17 protein-coding genes are annotated in these 16,814 nt (G+C 71.9%); 5 read left to right on the top strand and 12 right to left on the bottom strand.

Translation table 11 applies throughout. From position 1 onward, the window contains the following. Positions 1-152: 152 nt before the first annotated feature. Genes AB5J55_RS05990 through AB5J55_RS05975 form a run of 4 tightly spaced genes read right to left on the bottom strand, consistent with a single transcriptional unit; the run spans position 153 to position 5,046 of the window. Positions 153-578: a GNAT family N-acetyltransferase gene (locus AB5J55_RS05990; protein WP_369269654.1), complete on the bottom strand. Its 426-nt coding sequence runs from the start codon at positions 576-578 to the stop codon at positions 153-155. 56 nt (positions 579-634) lie between these two features. Next, on the bottom strand, positions 635-1,540 hold the full coding sequence (locus AB5J55_RS05985) for an LLM class F420-dependent oxidoreductase (protein ID WP_369269653.1): 906 nt from the start codon (positions 1,538-1,540) through the stop codon (positions 635-637). A 46-nt stretch (positions 1,541-1,586) separates the two neighbouring features. Continuing rightward, on the bottom strand, positions 1,587-4,160 hold the full coding sequence (locus AB5J55_RS05980) for an ABC transporter permease (protein WP_369269652.1): 2,574 nt from the start codon (positions 4,158-4,160) through the stop codon (positions 1,587-1,589). Between the two features lie 4 nt (positions 4,161-4,164). Next, positions 4,165-5,046, bottom strand: coding sequence for an ABC transporter ATP-binding protein (locus AB5J55_RS05975; RefSeq protein WP_369269651.1), 882 nt, complete (start codon positions 5,044-5,046; stop codon positions 4,165-4,167). A 223-nt stretch (positions 5,047-5,269) separates the two neighbouring features. On the opposite strand from AB5J55_RS05975, the gene AB5J55_RS05970 reads away from it, so the two are divergent. Together AB5J55_RS05970 and AB5J55_RS05965 are read left to right on the top strand one after the other, a co-directional pair. Next, positions 5,270-5,509, top strand: a complete 240-nt coding sequence (locus AB5J55_RS05970; protein ID WP_369269650.1) for a toxin-antitoxin system HicB family antitoxin — start codon at positions 5,270-5,272, stop codon at positions 5,507-5,509. A 4-nt stretch (positions 5,510-5,513) separates the two neighbouring features. Further along, the gene (locus tag AB5J55_RS05965) at positions 5,514-5,888 is read left to right on the top strand and encodes a fic family toxin-antitoxin system, toxin component (protein WP_369276109.1); all 375 of its coding nucleotides are present in this window, start codon (positions 5,514-5,516) and stop codon (positions 5,886-5,888) included. Here AB5J55_RS05965 and AB5J55_RS05960 read toward each other — a convergent pair whose 3' ends face one another. Further along, positions 5,889-6,584, bottom strand: a complete 696-nt coding sequence (locus AB5J55_RS05960; RefSeq protein ID WP_369269649.1) for a class I SAM-dependent methyltransferase — start codon at positions 6,582-6,584, stop codon at positions 5,889-5,891. 96 nt (positions 6,585-6,680) lie between these two features. Continuing rightward, a complete protein-coding gene (locus tag AB5J55_RS05955) occupies positions 6,681-7,367 on the bottom strand; it encodes an esterase/lipase family protein (RefSeq protein WP_369269648.1) in 687 nt (228 codons plus the stop codon). Positions 7,368-7,481: 114 nt separating this feature from the next. Here AB5J55_RS05955 and AB5J55_RS05950 point away from each other — a divergent pair, with 114 nt between their 5' ends. Next, on the top strand, positions 7,482-9,923 hold the full coding sequence (locus AB5J55_RS05950; protein ID WP_369269647.1) for a LuxR C-terminal-related transcriptional regulator: 2,442 nt from the start codon (positions 7,482-7,484) through the stop codon (positions 9,921-9,923). Here AB5J55_RS05950 and AB5J55_RS05945 read toward each other — a convergent pair. From AB5J55_RS05945 to bioB, 4 genes are read right to left on the bottom strand one after another with little or no spacing between them, the layout of a single operon-like run. Further along, positions 9,920-10,411 carry a hypothetical protein gene (locus tag AB5J55_RS05945; protein ID WP_369269646.1) on the bottom strand — a complete coding sequence of 164 codons (492 nt, stop codon included), beginning with the start codon at positions 10,409-10,411 and terminating at the stop codon, positions 9,920-9,922. The genes AB5J55_RS05950 and AB5J55_RS05945 overlap by 4 nt on opposite strands. Positions 10,412-10,440: 29 nt before the next feature. After that, positions 10,441-11,157, bottom strand: a complete 717-nt coding sequence (gene bioD, locus AB5J55_RS05940) for a dethiobiotin synthase (protein ID WP_369276108.1) — start codon at positions 11,155-11,157, stop codon at positions 10,441-10,443. A gap of 2 nt (positions 11,158-11,159) precedes the next feature. Continuing rightward, on the bottom strand, positions 11,160-12,458 hold the full coding sequence (locus AB5J55_RS05935) for an adenosylmethionine--8-amino-7-oxononanoate transaminase (RefSeq protein WP_369269645.1): 1,299 nt from the start codon (positions 12,456-12,458) through the stop codon (positions 11,160-11,162). Next, positions 12,451-13,671, bottom strand: a complete 1,221-nt coding sequence (gene bioB, locus AB5J55_RS05930) for a biotin synthase BioB (protein ID WP_369269644.1) — start codon at positions 13,669-13,671, stop codon at positions 12,451-12,453. Before bioB ends, AB5J55_RS05935 begins: the two co-directional genes overlap by 8 nt. 146 nt (positions 13,672-13,817) lie before the next feature. On the opposite strand from bioB, the gene AB5J55_RS05925 reads away from it, so the two are divergent. Then, the gene (locus AB5J55_RS05925) at positions 13,818-14,945 is read left to right on the top strand and encodes an 8-amino-7-oxononanoate synthase (protein WP_369269643.1); all 1,128 of its coding nucleotides are present in this window, start codon (positions 13,818-13,820) and stop codon (positions 14,943-14,945) included. 82 nt (positions 14,946-15,027) lie between these two features. On the opposite strand, the gene AB5J55_RS05920 is transcribed toward AB5J55_RS05925, so the two are convergent. Together AB5J55_RS05920 and AB5J55_RS05915 are read right to left on the bottom strand one after the other, a co-directional pair. After that, positions 15,028-15,255: a DUF397 domain-containing protein gene (locus tag AB5J55_RS05920; RefSeq protein ID WP_369269642.1), complete on the bottom strand. Its 228-nt coding sequence runs from the start codon at positions 15,253-15,255 to the stop codon at positions 15,028-15,030. Positions 15,256-15,264: 9 nt separating this feature from the next. Continuing rightward, positions 15,265-16,131 (bottom strand): helix-turn-helix domain-containing protein, encoded by an 867-nt coding sequence (locus AB5J55_RS05915; protein ID WP_369269641.1) that lies wholly within the window; start codon positions 16,129-16,131, stop codon positions 15,265-15,267. Between the two features lie 213 nt (positions 16,132-16,344). On the opposite strand from AB5J55_RS05915, the gene AB5J55_RS05910 reads away from it, so the two are divergent. Next, positions 16,345-16,803 carry an ATP-binding protein gene (locus AB5J55_RS05910; protein WP_328883115.1) on the top strand — a complete coding sequence of 153 codons (459 nt, stop codon included), beginning with the start codon at positions 16,345-16,347 and terminating at the stop codon, positions 16,801-16,803. Positions 16,804-16,814 lie beyond the last annotated feature (11 nt).

The following is a 16,814-nucleotide window of genomic DNA, read 5'->3' as shown; positions in this document are numbered from 1 at the left end:
TGGGGAGGATCGCGCGATGTCGGGTACTGGGAGGCTCGCCCATGGGCGGACGCTCACACCTTTCCTTGGAGGGCCGAAGTGGTCCAGCAATAGTAAAGGACGGGCAAAGTGATTCCGTATGTGATCCGTGTGTGATCCCTGTCCGAGGTGATTCAGTCGTTCAGCGGCTTCACCCACCGCCGCCAGTGATCCTCCGGCGAGTACCCAGCGGCGCGCCAGGCATGGTGCGCGGACTCGTTGCGCTGGAGCACCATCGCGTCGCCGCGGCGCCCTCCGAGTCGTACGAACCGCTCCTCCGCGGCGGCCAGCAGCGCCGAGCCGATGCCCCGGCGGCGGCGCTGCGGGTGCACCGCCAGCCGGTACAGATGGCAGCGCCAGCCGTCGAAGCCCGCGATCACCGTGCCGACCAGCTCGCCGTCCAGCTCCGCCAGGATCAGCGCTTCGGGATCGCGGGCGACCAGCCGCTCCACGCCGTCCCGGTCGTCGCTGATGCTCGTGCCCTCGGCGGCCGACTTCCAGAAGGCCAGCACGCTGTCGAGGTCGCCGGCCGTCGCGGGCCGTATCCGCAGATCAGTCATGCCGTGATCCCATCACGGGCGGCCGAACGGGAAGCGGAATTCCAGTATCCGGACGACTACTTGCCGCGCAGCCGCGCCATCACCGGGGCGAATGCCTCCATGAACGGCTCGAGGACCGTCAGATACGAGAATCCGTACCGTTCGCGCTGGGACAGCACCTGCGCGGTGATCTGGTCCAGGGTGCCGGTCATGACGATGGGCAGCTCCAGGGCCTGCTCCAGGGTCAGCTCCGGCACCCGTTCGAGGAGCGGCTGGATCACGGCCTCGCGGTCCTCCGTGACGGTCACCATCTGGAGGAGCAGGTTCAGCTCGGCGGCTTCCGGCCGGTCCGCCGCGAACTTCCGGTAGCGGGCCACCCGTTCGTCGAGCTGCTCGGCCGTGACGGGGAGCAGCCGCCCGGTCGAGCTCTTCGGGTCCGGGTAGGCGCCCCCGAACGCCGCGATGTCGGCGAGCTCGGCGGTCAGCCGCAGGACGCGGTCGCCGTTGCCGCCGACCAGCAGCGGCACTCGCGGTTTCTGCGTCGGCTGCGGCCGGTACGACTCGGCCCCGAGCAGCCGCCCGAGTTCCTCGACCGTGCGCCGCAGATGGTCCACGCGCTCGCGAGGAGTGCCGAACGGCAGACCCGCCGTATCGTGCTCCGCCTGCACGTAACCCGCGCCCAGCCCAAGCTCCAGCCGCCCGCCCGTCAGTGCGTCGGTCGTGGCCACCTCCCGGGCCAGCAGGGCCGGGTTCCAGAAACCCGCGTTGAGCACGAACGTGCCCAGACGCGGCCGCTCGGTCGCCTCGGCCGCCGCGACCAGGGCCGGGAACGGCGCGGGCATGCCCAGATGATCCGGGACCAGGATCACGTCGTAGCCGAGTTCCTCGGCCCGGCGGCACTTGGCACGCCACTCGTCGGCAGGGGCGGCGGTCATCAGGTTGACGCCGAAGCGGAACGGACGCGGGCCAGCCGGTAGCGACATGAACTCTCCTCACCTTCAAGGGACTTGAGCAGCTGCCGCGATTCCATCACTCGTGCGCGATGGCCGCCAGCACATTCATGCGCGATGCACGCAACGCGGGCAGCAGCGCCGCCACCACGCCCACCACCGCCGAGCCGATCACCACCGCCACGATCGTGCCCCAGGGGATCGCCAGCGCCGTCATGCCCTGCAACGCGAGCACCTGCTGGGTACACACCCCCCACACCAGCCCCAGCGCGAGCCCGAGCACCGCGCCGAACACGGCGATCACCACCGACTCCAGGCGGATCATGCGGCGCAGCTGCCTTCGGGCGAGTCCGATGGCCCTGAGCAGCCCGATCTCCCGGGTGCGCTCGACGACCGACAGCGCGAGGGTGTTGACCACGCCGAGCACCGCGATGATGATCGCGAGGCCGAGCAGCGCGTACACGAGGTAGAGCAGCACGGCGATCTGATCGTGCACCAGCTGCTTGTAGTCGGCGATGTCCCGGACCTGCACCTGCGGATACGGGTCCAGCGTCTTCTCCAGGCCGGCCCGCAGGTCGCCCGCGCTCGTGCCGGAGGCGGCGTTGACGTACACGGCGGCGTCCTGCCCGCCCGGCGCGTACTTCTCCAGCGTGGCCAGGCCGAAGTAGATGCCGCCCTGGGAGCCGAACCCGTCGGCGGACTCCTGGTCGGTGAGGGCACCCACCGTCAGTTCGGCCCGCCGGTCGCCCTGGAACTCGACGGGGACGGTGCTGCCGACGCGTACGCCGTGGTCCGCGGCGAAGTCCTTGTCCATGGCGAGGCGACCGTCCGCGAGGGCCGCCGCGCTGTCGCCCTGCGCGTAGGTGATGTTGGCGACCTCGTCGAGCTTCGGCTCATAGGCCGCGGCGGTCGTCTGAACGCGGTCGCCGTCCGGCAGGCGTACCGCGATCGTCGTGAACTGCGAGCGTACGACGAGGCCCACGCCCTCGGTGCCCCGGATCCGGTCGGTGATCTCCCGGGGGAACGGCACGAAGTTGCTGTTCTGCACCACGAAGTCGGCGCCCAGCGTCTTGTCGATCTGCTCGTCGAACGACTTGGTCATCGAGGCGCTCGCCACCGACATCCCGCCGACCAGCGCGAGGCCGACCATCAGGGCGGCGGCCGTGGCGCCGGTGCGGCGTGGATTGCGCAGGGCGTTGCGCTGGCTCATCCGGCCGATCGAGCCGAACAGCGCGGGGAAGGCCCCGCCGAGGACCCGGATCACCGGTCGTACGAGCAGCGGGCCGGCGATCACGGTCGCGATGAGCGTCAGGATGACGCCGAGGCCCAGCAGGGACGCCGCCGTCGATGTCTTGGACGACACGGCACAGCCCACGAGCGCCGCCGCACCGGCCGCCCCGACCACCGCGCCCACGACCGCCCGCAGCCGCAACGGCCGCCCGATGTCGGCGATCTCGGCGTCCGCGAGGGCCGCCATCGGCGAGACGCCCGCCGCGCGCCGGGCCGGGAGGTAGGCCGCGACGAAGGTGACTCCGAGGCCGACGACGTACGCGACCACCGGCGTCCCCCAGCCGATGACCATCTCGGCGGCGCTGATGTTCATGCCCAGCAGGCCCATGAGCTCGATGAGCGCGACGGCCAGCCCGATGCCGGCCGCGAGGCCCAGCGTCGAGCCGACCAGGCCGAGCAGCAGCGCTTCGGCGAGGACCGAGCGCCGCACCTGGCGCCGGTCCGCGCCGAGGGCCCGCAGGAGGCCCAGCTCGCGGGTGCGCTGGGCGATCAGCATGGAGAACGTGTTGACGATCAGGAAGACGCCGACGAGTACGGCGATCCCGGCGAAGCCGAGCATGACGTACTTGATGATGTCGAGGAACCCGCCCAGCTGTTCGACGTCCGACTCGGCCTGCTCGTCGGCGGTGCGCAGTTCGTAGGCGCCGGTGTCACCGCCGAGCTGCTCGGCCACGCGCCGCTTGAGGTCCGCGTCGCTGACGCCCTCGGCCGCGTCGAGCGAGATGCTGGTGGCCGCCCGCGGGTCGCCCAGGAGCTTCGCCTGAGCGGCCTCTGTGTCGAAGAAGACCAGTGCGGCGCCGGGGTTGGTGGTGGTGAAGGTGGCGATGCCGACGACCTCGACCGGGAAGGAGCCCTCCTGCCCGATGACCGTCAGACGGTCACCGATCCGCACGTCCTTGCTGTCGGCGGTCTCCGCGTCGATCAGCACCTGCGCGTCGCCCTTCGGGGCGTGCCCGGAGGTGAGCTCCACGGGGCTGCGCTCGGTCGGGTTCCAGGCGGTGCCGATGGTCGGGGCGCCGGTGGTCGGGCCCACCGACTCGCGGTTCTTGTCGGCGACGGTGAGGCCCTCGACGTCCACTTCAGGGCGTGCCGCCGCCACGCCGTCGACCTGGGCCAGCCGGTCGGCGAGCGAGGCCGGCAGGGTCAGGGTCTGCCCGGAGGGGATCGTCTCGTCGAAGGTCTTCTTCGGGGTGACGGTGACGTCGGCGGCGGTCGAGGCGAAGAGCCGGTCGAAAGTGCGGCTGACGGTGTCCGAGAAGATCAGGCTGCCCGCGACGAAGGCCACGGACAGGATCACCGCCAGGGCGGAGAGCAGCAGCCTCCCCTTGTGTGCGAGGAAGCTCCTGAGCGTCGCCTTGAGCACCGGGTCAGCGCTCCTCGGGCGGGGCGGGCCACTTGGGCGGCGCGGGCGAATCGGACGGCGGCCGGTCGTCGGGGATCGCCCCCGGCGCGGGGCCGCCGCCGTCGAACTGGCCACGGGTCACGTCGAAACGCTTCATGCGCTCCAGCACGGCATCCGCCGTCGGCCGCTCCATCTCGTCGACGATCCGCCCGTCGCCCAGGAAGAGCACCAGGTCGGAGTGGGCGGCGGCGCCCGGGTCATGGGTGACCATGACGACGGTCTGCCCCAGCTGGTCGACGGCCTCGCGCAGGAAGCCGAGCACCTCCAGGCCTGCTCGCGAGTCGAGATTGCCCGTCGGCTCGTCCGCGAAGATCAGCTCCGGCCGGGAGGCCAGCGCGCGGGCGCAGGCGACGCGCTGCTGCTGCCCGCCCGAGAGCTGGGACGGCCGGTGCTTGAGGCGGTCCCGCAGCCCGAGCGTGTCGATGACCTGTTCCAGCCACTTCTCATCGGGCTTCTTGCCCGCGATGTCCATGGGCAGGGTGATGTTCTCGGCCGCGTTCAGGGTCGGGATGAGGTTGAACGACTGGAACATGAACCCGATCCGGTCCCGCCGCAGCCGGGTCAGCTCACGGTCCTTCAGCCCGGTGATCTCGGTGTCGCCGAGCCACACCTGCCCCGCCGAGACGTTGTCGAGACCCGCCAGACAGTGCATCAGCGTGGACTTCCCGGAACCCGACGGCCCCATGACCGCGGTGAAGCGCCCGCGCGCGATGTCCACGTCCACCGAGTCGAGGGCGAGCACCGTGGTCTCACCCGAGCCGTACGCCTTGGTCAGACCGCGGGCGCGGGCCGCGATGCCGTCGGCCGACGCGGGGCCGGGGGCGTACCGGGCAGCTGCTGTGGACAAGACCGCCTCCTCACGGACGGAACGAGTCGTCGTCACCGCCGAGACTAATGTGATCCACCGCACACCCGGTATCCCCCCGAGGTCCCGGTCGGTCTCCGCCGCAGGTCGGGTCCCTGGTATCGATGTAAGGGGCACCCGTCGATCCAGGGCGGCCCCTTGATCTCCGGTCGAGCTCCGGGGTTGGGCCCTTGCCGTGCTAGCGCGATCGCGCTAGCTTCGAAGTATGGCGAAGACCCAGTTGAACGTGAGAGTGGACGAGGGCACGGCCCGCGCCGCCCGCGAACGCGCGCTGGCCCGAGGTGTGAGCGTCAACCGCTACATCGAGGAGCTGGTCATGCAGGACACCGGCGAGGTCGGCAACACGTTCGTGGAGGCCGCCGCCGATTTCATGAAGCAGTACGAGTCGGTGTTCGCCGAGGAGTTCGGCGCGGACCGTGAGGGCGCGCGCGAAGGTCGCCACTGATCCGTTGAGCCATCTGAACATCGACCTCGCCTGGCTGCTGATGCTCGCCGAACAGAACACGCCGGGGGACCCCCAGGTCACCGACTGGGGAGCCCTCGTCGCGGCCGTCGCACGCCATGAGGCCGAGATATTCGACGTCCCTGTCTACGACAGCCCGCAGACCCGAGCCGCCTCCCTGCTGCAACTCCTCATCCACGTCCCCGCGTTGGAGCGCTCCAACGCCCTGTTCGCCTCCGCCGTCGCCTACGCCTATCTCGTCGCCAGCGGCCTCAAGGTCGTCACCTCGGCCGAGCGGGTGCGCGACCTGGCCCGGCTGGTGAAGAGCGGGGAGGCCACGGTGCACGACATCGCGCGGGAACTGCGGCAGTGGAGCCTGTGACTACTCGCTGATCGGCGGACGCCACGCCGTCCCGAGAGCGCAGTACGACGAGGGCAACGCCGGCCCCTGCTCCGGCATCATCACCCGCCGGACGGGGCCGAGTTCGAAGCCGGCTCCGCGCAGCGCCCCGACCGGGTCGCGGGAGACGTGGCAGCCGCCGCTCACCAGCGGCCACACCGTCCGGTCCAGGGCGCGCTGAGTGAGGAGCATCGCGCGTCCGCCGCCCCGGCCGTGCTCGAAGAAGCGCACGACACCGCCGGGCCGCAGCACCCGCCGTACCTCACCGAGCGCACGCGGCACGTCCCGCACGCTGCACAGCACCAGCGAGAGCACCACGGCGTCGAAGGCCTCGCTCTTGACCGGCAGCGCCTCCGCCGCGCCCGGCACGACGTCCACGGGCACGCCCGCGCGCAGCGCCGACTCCACCGCCAACTTCCGCAGCAGGCGCTCCGGTTCGATGGCGACGACCTCCGAGACGGCACTCGGATAGTGCGCGAAGTTCAAGCCGTTGCCCGCGCCGATCTCGATCACCCGGCCGGACAGCCCGGCCAGCAGGCGGGCACGGACGCCGCCCATGCCCATCCGGGTCTCGGCGCTGACGCTGGTCCGGGCATAGAAGCGGGCGAACAGCGGGTGGTGCACGGCATCCCGTGGCACCTTCCCGGAGGCGGCGGACCGTGGGGACCGTAGGGCCATGGGGACCTCCCGGGCGGGACGGGGCTCACCCTGATTGTCCCCCGTACGGGGCCGACGCACCCCCCGCCGTTGCGGTGGCTGTCGTTCCGGGCCGGCTCAGCCGATGAAGTCCCGGACCTGCTCGTACACGCCGCGGTCGTTGTTCATGTCGGTGTGCGAGACACAGCCGACCTCGACGTTCGTCGCGCCGCTCAGGATCGCCGTGGTGTCGGGCGTGAGCGCCTCGTCGCAGTTCGACCAGTAGCTGGCGTACGACACGCCGCCCGGCGTCTCGTCGCCGGAGTTCAGGGCGCTCAGGAACGAGCTGCCGGTGTTCATCTCCGCGCACGAGGTGTACAGCCACGCGCACCACGAGGCGGTGGACGTGCCGTGGTTCACGCCGGCCGTGGAGACGAAGTCGTCGACGTACGACGTACCGCCGAGGTTCTTGAGGTAGTAGCGGGAACTGAGCGCGCCCAGCGAGTGGACGACCAGGTCGACCTTCGAGGCGCCGGTCCGGGCGAGCACGTTTCTGATCTCGGTCGCGAGCTGCTGGGCGGTGGTGGCGTTCGACTGCGCCCAGTCGTACGACCAGGCGTCCAGCTCGGCCGCCGTATAACCGTCGGCCTCGAAGTAGCCGGCCCAGTCGTCCCAGCTGCTCGCCGAGCTGCTCAGGCCGTGCACGAAGACGACGGGGTCGTGGGTCGCGGCGTGCGCGGGTGTGGGGGAGAGGGACAGTGACAGAAGGAGCGATGCGGCCAGGGCCGAGGCGGCCGTGGCGATGCGACGGTTGCGGCGCTGCATGATGCCTCCTGAAACGTGTGGGGTTGGCAGGAGTGTCGAGCCGGTCTACGCGCGCCGCATCGGTGAAATCGCCGGTCTTTACGGTTCAAGTAACTCGCCAGTAACGTCATTCGTGTGGTGACACCGGTGAACCCCCCACCTCTTGACCGCACTTCGCCACCGCGGCTCACCGACGCGTGGCGAGAGCTGGCCGCCACCCTTTCCGAAGGGGTCCGCGTACGGGTGTCGCGTGCCGTGTACGGCGATCCGCGCGCCGCCGCCGAACTGGTCCCGCGTCTGACCGACCGCCAGGCGAGGGGCCTCGACCCGCTGCCCACTGACCCTGCCGAGCTGGCCCCGGCCTTGCTGCGTGAACGCCGGGCGGAGATACGGGCGTTGCCGGACGACTCCCGCCTGCTCCTGCTCCTCGCCGCGGCCGACCAGTACCCGGTTTCCACCGACGCGTTCCTGCGCGCCGTCATGGCCGCCCGCCTCGACACCCGGTCCCTGGACGCGGCCGACGCTGCCGGGATCGCGCACGCGGGGGCCGGCGGGGTGGTGTTCCGCGACGCGTGGACGCGGATCGCGGCCTACGAGACGGGCTCCCCGGCCGACCGCCGCGACGTCCACCGCCTGCTGGCCCGCGTGCTGGGCGGCGCGGGCGAGACGCCGTGGCGCTCCTGGCACCGGGGCGCCGGCGCCCCCGGCCCCAGCGGCCGACTCGCGGCGGAACTCGGCGCCGCCGCGCGCAAGGCAGCCACTGCGGGGCGGCTCCCCTTGGCACGGGCATTGGCGGAACGGGCCGCAGCCCTGTGCCCCGAACCGTCCGAGCAGGCCCGCCTGCTGTCCCGGGCAGCCGGGTACGCCTGGCGATCGGGCGACGGTGAACGGGCACGGCGGTTGGCGGCTGCCGGCACCGAGGACGCCCTCAGCGGCGTGCTTGCCCTGCGGGCGGGGAATGCGGGCGAGGCGTTCGACGCGTTGGTGTCGGCGGTGGTGCGGGCGGGGAGTGATGCCGGCGAGGGAGAGGGCGAGGGCGAGGGCGGTGCAGGGGCGGGCTTGCGGTCCACGGCCCGTACCCCCGCCAGGCTCTCGGCAACTCCCGCCGACGCAGTACCGGTCGCGTCGGCTGCCGTCGTCTTCCCTGCCTCCGCGCCGTCGGCTGCCGTCGCCACCCCTGCCTCCGCTCCTTCGGCCGCCATCGTCACCCCCGCCCCCACCACCTCAGTCACGGTCACCCCCCGCACCCCGGCCCCCGCCGTCCACCTCCTCGCCCGCGCGACCGAAGCCGCCATCTACACCGGAGATCTACGTCGCCTGCACGAGGCCGCGCGGGTTGCCGACCGGCTCGGCGTCGTCCCGCCAGGGACGCTGGGCGGGCTCGTGGCGGCGTTCGACGGGCGGTACGAGGATGCGCGGGAGCTGCTGAAGGCCGCGGCCGGGCGGTGCGGGCCAGGGGGTGATCCCACTGTTCTGATCCACGCCGGGATCGCCAGCCTGCTCCTCGGCGACCACACCCGCGCGGCCACCGCGACCGTCCGCGCGGCCGCCTCCGCCCGGGCTCGGGGTACCCCGGTGACCGTGCCGCAGGCGATGGAGTTCCGTGCGTACGCCGACTTCTGGACCGGACGCCCCCGTGCCGGCGAGGCCGCCGCGGCGGACGCGCTGTGGCAGGCCCACGCCACCGGTCAGGACAACGGCGCCTGTCATCTCCAGGCGGCCCTGGCCATGTTCTCGGCGCTCACCGCAGAAGCGGACCTCTGCCGCGAACGCGCCGCGAGCGCACGGTCGTACGCCCTCGCCCGTGGTCTGGGCCTGCCCGCCGCGCTCGCCCACTGGGCGCTCGCCGTCCTCGACCTGAGCAGCGGCCGCTTCGCCGCCGCGGCCGCCCGGCTGCGCGCCCTGGCCGGGTTCGGACCCGGGCACGGCCACCGGGCCGTCCGCCACCTTGCCACCCCGCACTACGTCGAGGCCGCCGTCCGCACCGGCGACACCCGGGTCGCCCGCGTCGCGCACGCCGACTACCACCGCTGGGCGAACGCCGTGCGCAGCCCCGACGACCTGGCCCTCAGCGCCCGCTGCCGAGCCCTGCTCACGTCCGGCGCGGAAGCCGTGGACCACTACCGCGCGGCCCTCGACCTGCACGCCCACGGCACCCGCGACTTCGAACGCGCCCGCACGGAGCTGCTGTTCGGCGGCACCCTGCGCCGACTGCGCCGCCGTACGGAGGCACGCGACCGCCTGCACAGCGCCCTGGAGGCGTTCGACTCCTTCGGCGCCCCGCACTGCGCGGCCCAGGCCCGCTCCGAACTCCGCGCCCTGGGCACCCCGGCCACCCCCGCGCGCAGCGGCCCCGACAATCCGGCCGCCCGCCTCACGGCCCAGCAGCTCCTGGTCGCCCGCATGGCCGCCGAGGGAGCCACCAACCGCGAGATCGCCGATCGCCTCGCCCTCAGCCCGCGCACCATCGACCACCATCTGCGCGGCGTCTTCAGCCGCCTGGGGATTCGTTCCCGTATCGAGCTGGTGCGGCTCATCGCCGAAGTCGACGAGAGCGGGGGAGGCGAGACCGGCTAGGCGTCGGCGAAGGCGCGGGCGAACCCGGCGAGGTTCCGCGGGCAGGCCCAGATCTCACGCGTCATCCGGTGTTCGAACCAGTTGTCCGACTCGTCGTCGGGCGAGAACTCGTCGTGGGCCGGTTCGGCTTCATCCGGTGTTGCGGTGTCCCGCTCCGGGTGGGCCAGCATTTCCAGGACATGGCGAATGTTGTCCAGCTCGTCGTCGAGCGGCATGTCGTCGCACGGATGCTCGTCATGGGCGCAGGTCGCCCCTCCGAGAGCCTGCTCGACGGCGCCCATCGCCCTCAGCACACGGGCCTCGGCTGCCGCATCCGGACGGGCGTAGATCACGTAGGGCCCTATCAGCACCAGTCCGAGGGTCCACAGGGCGGTGTCCGGACTGTCGGCCCGGACGCTCGCCTCGAGGTTCGTCGCGCAGTCCAGTACCGCTTCCGGCGCATCGCCGAGGTAGTAGCCCTGGCGGATCTCGTCCCACGTGTCGATCAAGTCGTCCCACTCGGCTGGAGCGGCGGGCTTCAGGGCGCCTCCCGCCCTCGGAACCCCTCCGCATCCCAGGTCCCGAACAACCGCGGCGCCAGCCAACCCGGCGCCGCAGCACGGAAGTCGGCCGGTGCCAGCGCCCCCGCGCCGGTCGGCACCGCACCCAGCAGCGGAGCCCCCGCCACCTCGGGCAGGTCCGCGACATTGCAGCGCGACGCCAGATCCGGTGCCGTAGGCCAGCTGCCGATCACCACGCCCAGCAGGTCCAGTCGGCGTGAGCGCAGTTCACGCGCCGTCAGCTCCGTCGTGTTCAACGTGCCCAGCCCCGCCGACGCCACGACGAGAACCGGCGCCGCCATCAGTTCGGCCGCGTCCGCCAGCGTGCCGCCCGTCTCGTCGAAGCGGACGAGCAGTCCGCCCGCCCCCTCCACCAGCACCAGGTCGTGCTCGGTGGCCAACTTGGCGGCCGCCTCGGCGATCTCCTGCGGGCGGACCGGAGGCCGAGCGGCCCGTCGCGCCGCCGTCGCCGGGGCCAACGGGTCCGGGTAGCGGGCGAGTTCGGCGGTCGTCACCGCGCCCGCGAGCCGCGCCGCCTCCGCCGCGTCCCCGCTCTCGTCCGGCCCTACGCCGGTCTGCGCGGCCTTGAGCACCGCCACCGACCGGCCCGCGCCCATCGCGGTCGCGGCGACCGCGGCGGTCGTGACCGTCTTGCCGACCTCCGTGCCCGTCCCCGTGATCACCAGGATCGGCATCTTCATCCCTCCCGCACTGCCGCGCACACCGCGCGGCCGATCCGTGCCACGTCCGCGTCGTCCGTGACGTACGGCGGCATCGTGTAGACGAGGTCGCGGAACGGCCGCAGCCACACGCCCTCGCGCACGGCGGCCGCCGTCGCCGCCTCCATGTCGACGGCGTGGTCGAGTTGCACGACCCCGATCGCACCGAGGACCCGTACGTCCTTGACGCCCGGGATGTCCGCCGCGGGGGCGAGCCCCTCACGCAGCCCCGCCTCGATCCGCTTGACCTCGGCCGGCCAGTCCTGGCCGAGAAGCAGCTCGATCGAGGCGCAGGCGACCGCGGCGGCGAGCGGGTTGCCCATGAACGTCGGGCCGTGGGCCAGGACCGGCACATCGCCCCGCGAGATCCCGTCCGCCACGCGCGAGGTGCACAGCGTCGCGGCCATCGTCATGTAGCCGCCGGTCAGCGCCTTGCCCAGGCACATCACATCCGGCGTCACCGCCGCGTGGTCCGCCGCGAACAGTGCGCCCGTGCGCCCGAATCCGGTCGCGATCTCGTCGAACACCAGCAGCACGTCGTGCGCGTCGCACGCCTCCCGCAGCACCCGCAGATACCCGGGGGAGTGGAAGCGCATCCCGCCCGCGCCCTGCACGACCGGCTCGACGATCACCGCCGCCAGCTCGTCGGCGTGCCGCTCGATGAGCGAGCGCAGTTGGTCGGCGTACGACTCCTCGTACTCGGCCGGTGGCGGGTCCGCGAACACCTGGCGCTGGAGCACCCCGGTCCACAGCTCGTGCATCCCGCCCTCGGGGTCGCACACCGACATCGGCTGCCAGGTGTCGCCGTGGTAGCCGCCACGCCAGGTCAGCAGCCGCTGCTTGCCGGGGCGGCCCAGTGAACGCCAGTACTGCAGGCACATCTTGACCGCGACCTCGACGGACACCGACCCGGAGTCCGCGAGGAAGACATGCTCCAGACCGTCGGGCGACATGTCGACAAGGAGCTTTGCCAGGCGTACGGCGGGCTCGTGGGTGAGGCCGCCGAACATCACGTGGCTCATCCGCGACAGCTGCTCGCGCACGGCCTCGTTGAGCACCGGGTGGTTGTAGCCGTGGATCGCCGACCACCAGGACGACATGCCGTCGACCAGTTCGCCCGTGCCGTCCGCCAACGTCAGCCGCACCCCGCTCGCCGACTCCACGACGAGCGGCTCGGTACGGCCGGGCATCGGGCCGTACGGATGCCAGACGTGCCGCCGGTCCAGTTCCAGCAGCTCGGGCACGGTCAGGCCGGCCACGTGACGCGGGTCAGGCATTGGGTGCGAGGTCCGTTCCGGCGCCCCGGCGGCGCACGGCGACCAGGTCGGTGCGAGGCTCGCCGACCGGCGCGGCGGGCTCGGCCGTACCACACACACCGCCACCTTCGTGCGACCCGCACCCGGCGCTCTCGTGCGACCCGCATCCGGCACCTTCGTGCGATCCGCACCCCGCGCTCTCGTGCGAGCCGCACCCGCCCCCGGCCGTCGCCCGGTGCTCCGGCAGCGTCACCTGGTCGGTGCCCTCCACCTCGAACCCGGCGTCCGCGATCATCTCCAGGTCGGCCTTGCCGGCCTGGCCCTCGGTGGTCAGGTAGTCGCCGAGGAAGATCGAGTTGGCCAGGTGCAGGGCGAGGGGCTGCATCGTGCGCAGATGGACCTCGCGGCCACCGGCGATCCGGACCTCGACGTCGGGGCAGACGAACCGCACCATCGCCAGGATGCGCAGGCACCGCTGCGGGGTGAGGTTCCACTCCTTGGCGAGCGGGGTGCCCTCGACCGGGATCAGGAAGTTGACCGGCACCGAGTCCGGGTCCAGCTCGCGCAGCGAGTAGACGACGTCGACCAGGTCCTCGTCGCTCTCTCCCATGCCCGCGATCAGGCCCGAGCAGGCCGAGAGGCCCGCCGCGTGCGCCTTGTTCACGGTGTCGACCCGGTCGGCGTAGGTGTGCGTGGTCGTGATGTCCGCGTACGTGCTCTCGGAGGTGTTGAGGTTGTGGTTGTAGGCGTCCGCGCCCGCCTCACGCAGCCGCTCGGCCTGGCCGTCGGAGAGGAGGCCGAGGCACGCGCACACCTCGACGCCCTCGTTCTGGTCCTTGATCGCCTTGATGGTCTTGGAGACCCGGTCGACGTCCCGGTCGGTGGGGCCGCGCCCGGACGCCACCAGGCAGACCCGCTTGGCGCCTCCCGCCAAACCGGCGGCCGCGGCCTGGGAGGCCTCGTCCGGCTTGAGCCAGGTGTACTTCAGGATGCCGGTGGTCGAGCCGAGCCGCTGCGAACAGTAGTTGCAGTCCTCCGGACACAGGCCCGACTTGAGGTTGACGAGATAGTTGAGTTTCACCCGTCGGCCGAACCACTGCCGGCGCACCTTCCCGGCCGCGGCCACCACATCGAGCAGGTCGTCGTCGGAAGTGGCGAGGACGGCCAAGGCTTCCTCGCGGGTCGGCAGCTCGCGCCGAAGCCCCTTGTCCACCAGCGTGTTCAGCAGGTCCATGGGAGCTGATCCTGACGTACGGAGGGGCTCCGAGCCAAGGAGAGTTTGCACAACCCTGTCCATTCGATGTGTGGGTATTGCCACACCGTGGGGGCCCGCCGCTGCGGCTAGTGTCTGTCCACTGCCTACAAAAGCCCGGAGGAGTCATGGCGTTCGGCTGGATCGACGAGCAGGCGGAGCTGCGCCGCCGCGCCGGACTCGTGCGGACCCTGCGCCCCCGCCCCGCCGAATCGCCGCTCCTCGACCTCGCGAGCAACGACTACCTGGGCCTGGCCCGCCACCCCGAGGTCGCCGAGGGCGCCGCGCGGGCCGCGCGGGCGTGGGGCGGCGGCGCGACCGGCTCCCGGCTCGTGACGGGCACGACCGAGCTGCACACCGAGCTGGAGCGCGAGCTGGCCGACTTCTGCGGCGTCGAGGCGGCTCTGGTCTTCTCCTCCGGCTACGCGGCCAACCTCGCCGCGGTCACCGCACTGGCGCCGCACGGCTCGCTGATCGTCTCCGACGCGGGCAACCACGCCTCCCTGATCGACGGCTGCCGGCTGGCGCGCGGCACGACACAGGTCGTGGCGCACTCCGACCCGGATGCCGTGCGCAAGGCTCTCCAGACGCACGACGGGCCCGCCGTCGTCGTGTCCGACACCGTCTTCTCGGTCGACGGCGACGCGGCCCCGCTGGCCCGGTTCGCCGAGGCGGGCAGGGACCACGGCGCCGGGCTGGTCGTCGACGACGCCCACGGCCTGGGTGTGCTCGGCGACGGCGGCCGCGGCGCCCCGCACGCGGCGGGGCTCGCGGGCGCCGACGACGTCGTCGTCACGGTCACGCTGTCCAAGTCGCTCGGCAGCCAGGGCGGCGCCGTGCTCGGCCCCGCCCGGGTGATCGACCACCTGGTCAACGCGGCCCGGACCTTCATCTTCGACACCGGCCTCGCCCCCGCGGCGGCGGGCGCGGCCCTGGCGGCACTGCGGTTGCTGCGCCGCGAGCCGGAGCGCGCGGCGCGGGCCCGCCAGGTGGCGAGCGAACTGCACGCACGCCTGACCGCCGCGGGCCACCAAGCCGTACGGCCGGACGCGGCGGTCGTCTCCGTGCGCGCACCGTCCCCGGAGGGGGCCGTGCGCTGGTCGGCCGAGTGCCGAGCGGCAGGCCTGGCCGTTGGCTGCTTCCGACCTCCTTCCGTCCCCGACGGCATCTCTCGGCTGAGGCTGACCGCCCGCGCGGACCTCTCCGAGGGGCAGATCGAACGCGCTGTACGGGTCATCGGCGAGACACGACCATGAGTCGGCGTGACACGGCCCTGCCGTCGCGCCCGGCGGAACCGATCGGAAATGATCGGAATCGGTCAGGCTGATCGGGAAACTGTCAGGACTGGAGCGCCGCCGTGAAGCCCGCCCAGCTCTCGGGGGAGAAGAGCAGCGCGGGTCCGGCCGGGTCCTTGGAGTCGCGCACGGCGAGCAGTCCGGTCCAGGGACCCGAGTGCGGCCGCGCCGTCTCGACGCAATTGTTGGCTCCGGTGCTGTAGCTGCTGCGCAGCCAGCGTGCACCAGGCAGTTCGGTGCTTGAACTCACCTTCCGAGGCAGAGCGGTCATGGTGCCTCCTTACGCGCCGCCAGCCAGTGCGGCGATGTAATCCATCGATTCCTCGGGCGAAAGGGCGTGGATCCGAAGGGCGTTGAAGGCCTCCGTGTAGGCCTGGAGGTCTTCTTTCCGTTCGAGGTAGAGGCTACTCGTCAAGTGGTCGAGAACAACCACATCCAGATCAGAAGTGCGCGAAAATGAGAAGATAACGAAAGGCCCGGTGATGCCGATATGCTCGCCGGCCGCGAACGGCAGGACCTGCAGCCGGACTTGCGGCAGTCGCGCCGCCTCCATCAGCCGCCTCAACTGCTGCTCCATCACCTCGGGCCCGCCGATCTCCCGGTGCAGCACCGCCTCGTCGAGCACCGCGCTCAGCTCCAGCGGCGGCTCGGCGCGCAGCACGTCCTGCCTGGCCAGACGGACGGCGACCAGGGCGTCCAGACGTTCATCGGCGTCGTCGAGCCCGCCCACCGCGGCCCGGGTCACCGCACGGGCGTACTCCGGCGTCTGCAGCAGCCCGGGCACCACGGACGTCTCCAGCGTGCGCATCGCGCTCGCCTGGGACTCCAGGCTGATGAAGTCGCGGTACGTCGGCGGCAGCACTCCGCGGTAGGCGTGCCACCAGTGATCCCGGCCGCCACCCTCGTGGGAGCCCGCCAACACCAGCAGCAACTGACGTAGTTGGGCATCCTGTACGCCGTAGACGTCGAGCAGTAACCGCACATCGGCCGGTTTCACCCCGCTGGCGCCCGTCTCGATCCGGCTCACCTTGGACTGGTGCCAGCCCACCAGCCGGGCCGCCTCACCACTGGTGAGCCCCGCCCCGGTGCGCAACGCACGCAGTTCCGCGCCCAGTTTCCGGCGGCGCACCGCGGGACCGTGCTGCATGGGCAACTCCTTACTCCAACCGAGCCGCCCAAATACGGTCTGCCGTCGCAGAGTTCACCGCTTCGAGCGACAGATATATGCATATCTTGGGGGATCGGCACCGTGACGGCCCTGGTAATGGCAGTCTGGCGACGAAGCACCAGTCCGGGACCGTACTCGAACCCTCCGCTCCGTGTCGGACTGCGGTCCCGTTGGGAAAGGGACGACATCGCCATGGCAGATCATTTGGAAGCATCCGTCACTCTGCCGAGCGATCCCGCCTCGGTCTCCGCGGCCCGGACCTACGTGGTCACCACCCTCGCGGAGTGGGGACTGCCACCGGACACGGAAGTGGCCGACACCATCCGCCTGATCGTCTCCGAACTCACCACCAACGCCGTACAGCACACCCTCGGGCAGTCACCCACCTTCACGGTGGACCTCGTGCTCGACCGTGACGAACACCTGCGCATCGGGGTCACCGACAGCCACCCCCGCTTCCCCAAGCGGCTGCCCGCCGCCGTCCAGCAGGACAACGGCCGTGGCCTGGTCATCATCCGCTGGCTGACCGCGGAATGCGGCGGCAAGCTGAGAGTGCGCCCGACCCGCGAAGGCGGCAAGACCATCTCCATCGAACTGCCGTGGACGGTGCCCGCGGAACCCGTGCCGACCGCCGGACCCCAGGAACCGTAGCCGCGAGCCCG

Source organism: Streptomyces sp. R11 (assembly GCF_041051905.1).
In the GTDB taxonomy this organism is placed as follows: Bacteria; Actinomycetota; Actinomycetes; order Streptomycetales; family Streptomycetaceae; genus Streptomyces.
The sequence above is the reverse complement of the archived record's forward strand: the minus strand, read 5'-3'. Positions and strand labels throughout refer to the sequence as shown.

Excerpts from the sequence above, each read along its gene's own strand:
- AB5J55_RS05990 (WP_369269654.1), bottom strand. The coding sequence starts at position 578 with ATGACTGATCTGCGGATACGGCCCGCGACGGCCGGCGACCTCGACAGC.
- AB5J55_RS05985 (WP_369269653.1), bottom strand. The coding sequence starts at position 1,540 with ATGTCGCTACCGGCTGGCCCGCGTCCGTTCCGCTTCGGCGTCAACCTG.
- AB5J55_RS05970 (WP_369269650.1), top strand. The coding sequence starts at position 5,270 with ATGGCGAAGACCCAGTTGAACGTGAGAGTGGACGAGGGCACGGCCCGC.
- AB5J55_RS05960 (WP_369269649.1), bottom strand. The coding sequence starts at position 6,584 with ATGGCCCTACGGTCCCCACGGTCCGCCGCCTCCGGGAAGGTGCCACGG.
- AB5J55_RS05955 (WP_369269648.1), bottom strand. The coding sequence starts at position 7,367 with ATGCAGCGCCGCAACCGTCGCATCGCCACGGCCGCCTCGGCCCTGGCC.
- bioD (WP_369276108.1), bottom strand. The coding sequence starts at position 11,157 with ATGCCGATCCTGGTGATCACGGGGACGGGCACGGAGGTCGGCAAGACG.
- AB5J55_RS05935 (WP_369269645.1), bottom strand. The coding sequence starts at position 12,458 with ATGCCTGACCCGCGTCACGTGGCCGGCCTGACCGTGCCCGAGCTGCTG.
- bioB (WP_369269644.1), bottom strand. The coding sequence starts at position 13,671 with ATGGACCTGCTGAACACGCTGGTGGACAAGGGGCTTCGGCGCGAGCTG.
- AB5J55_RS05925 (WP_369269643.1), top strand. The coding sequence starts at position 13,818 with ATGGCGTTCGGCTGGATCGACGAGCAGGCGGAGCTGCGCCGCCGCGCC.
- AB5J55_RS05920 (WP_369269642.1), bottom strand. The coding sequence starts at position 15,255 with ATGACCGCTCTGCCTCGGAAGGTGAGTTCAAGCACCGAACTGCCTGGT.
- AB5J55_RS05915 (WP_369269641.1), bottom strand. The coding sequence starts at position 16,131 with ATGCAGCACGGTCCCGCGGTGCGCCGCCGGAAACTGGGCGCGGAACTG.
- AB5J55_RS05910 (WP_328883115.1), top strand. The coding sequence starts at position 16,345 with ATGGCAGATCATTTGGAAGCATCCGTCACTCTGCCGAGCGATCCCGCC.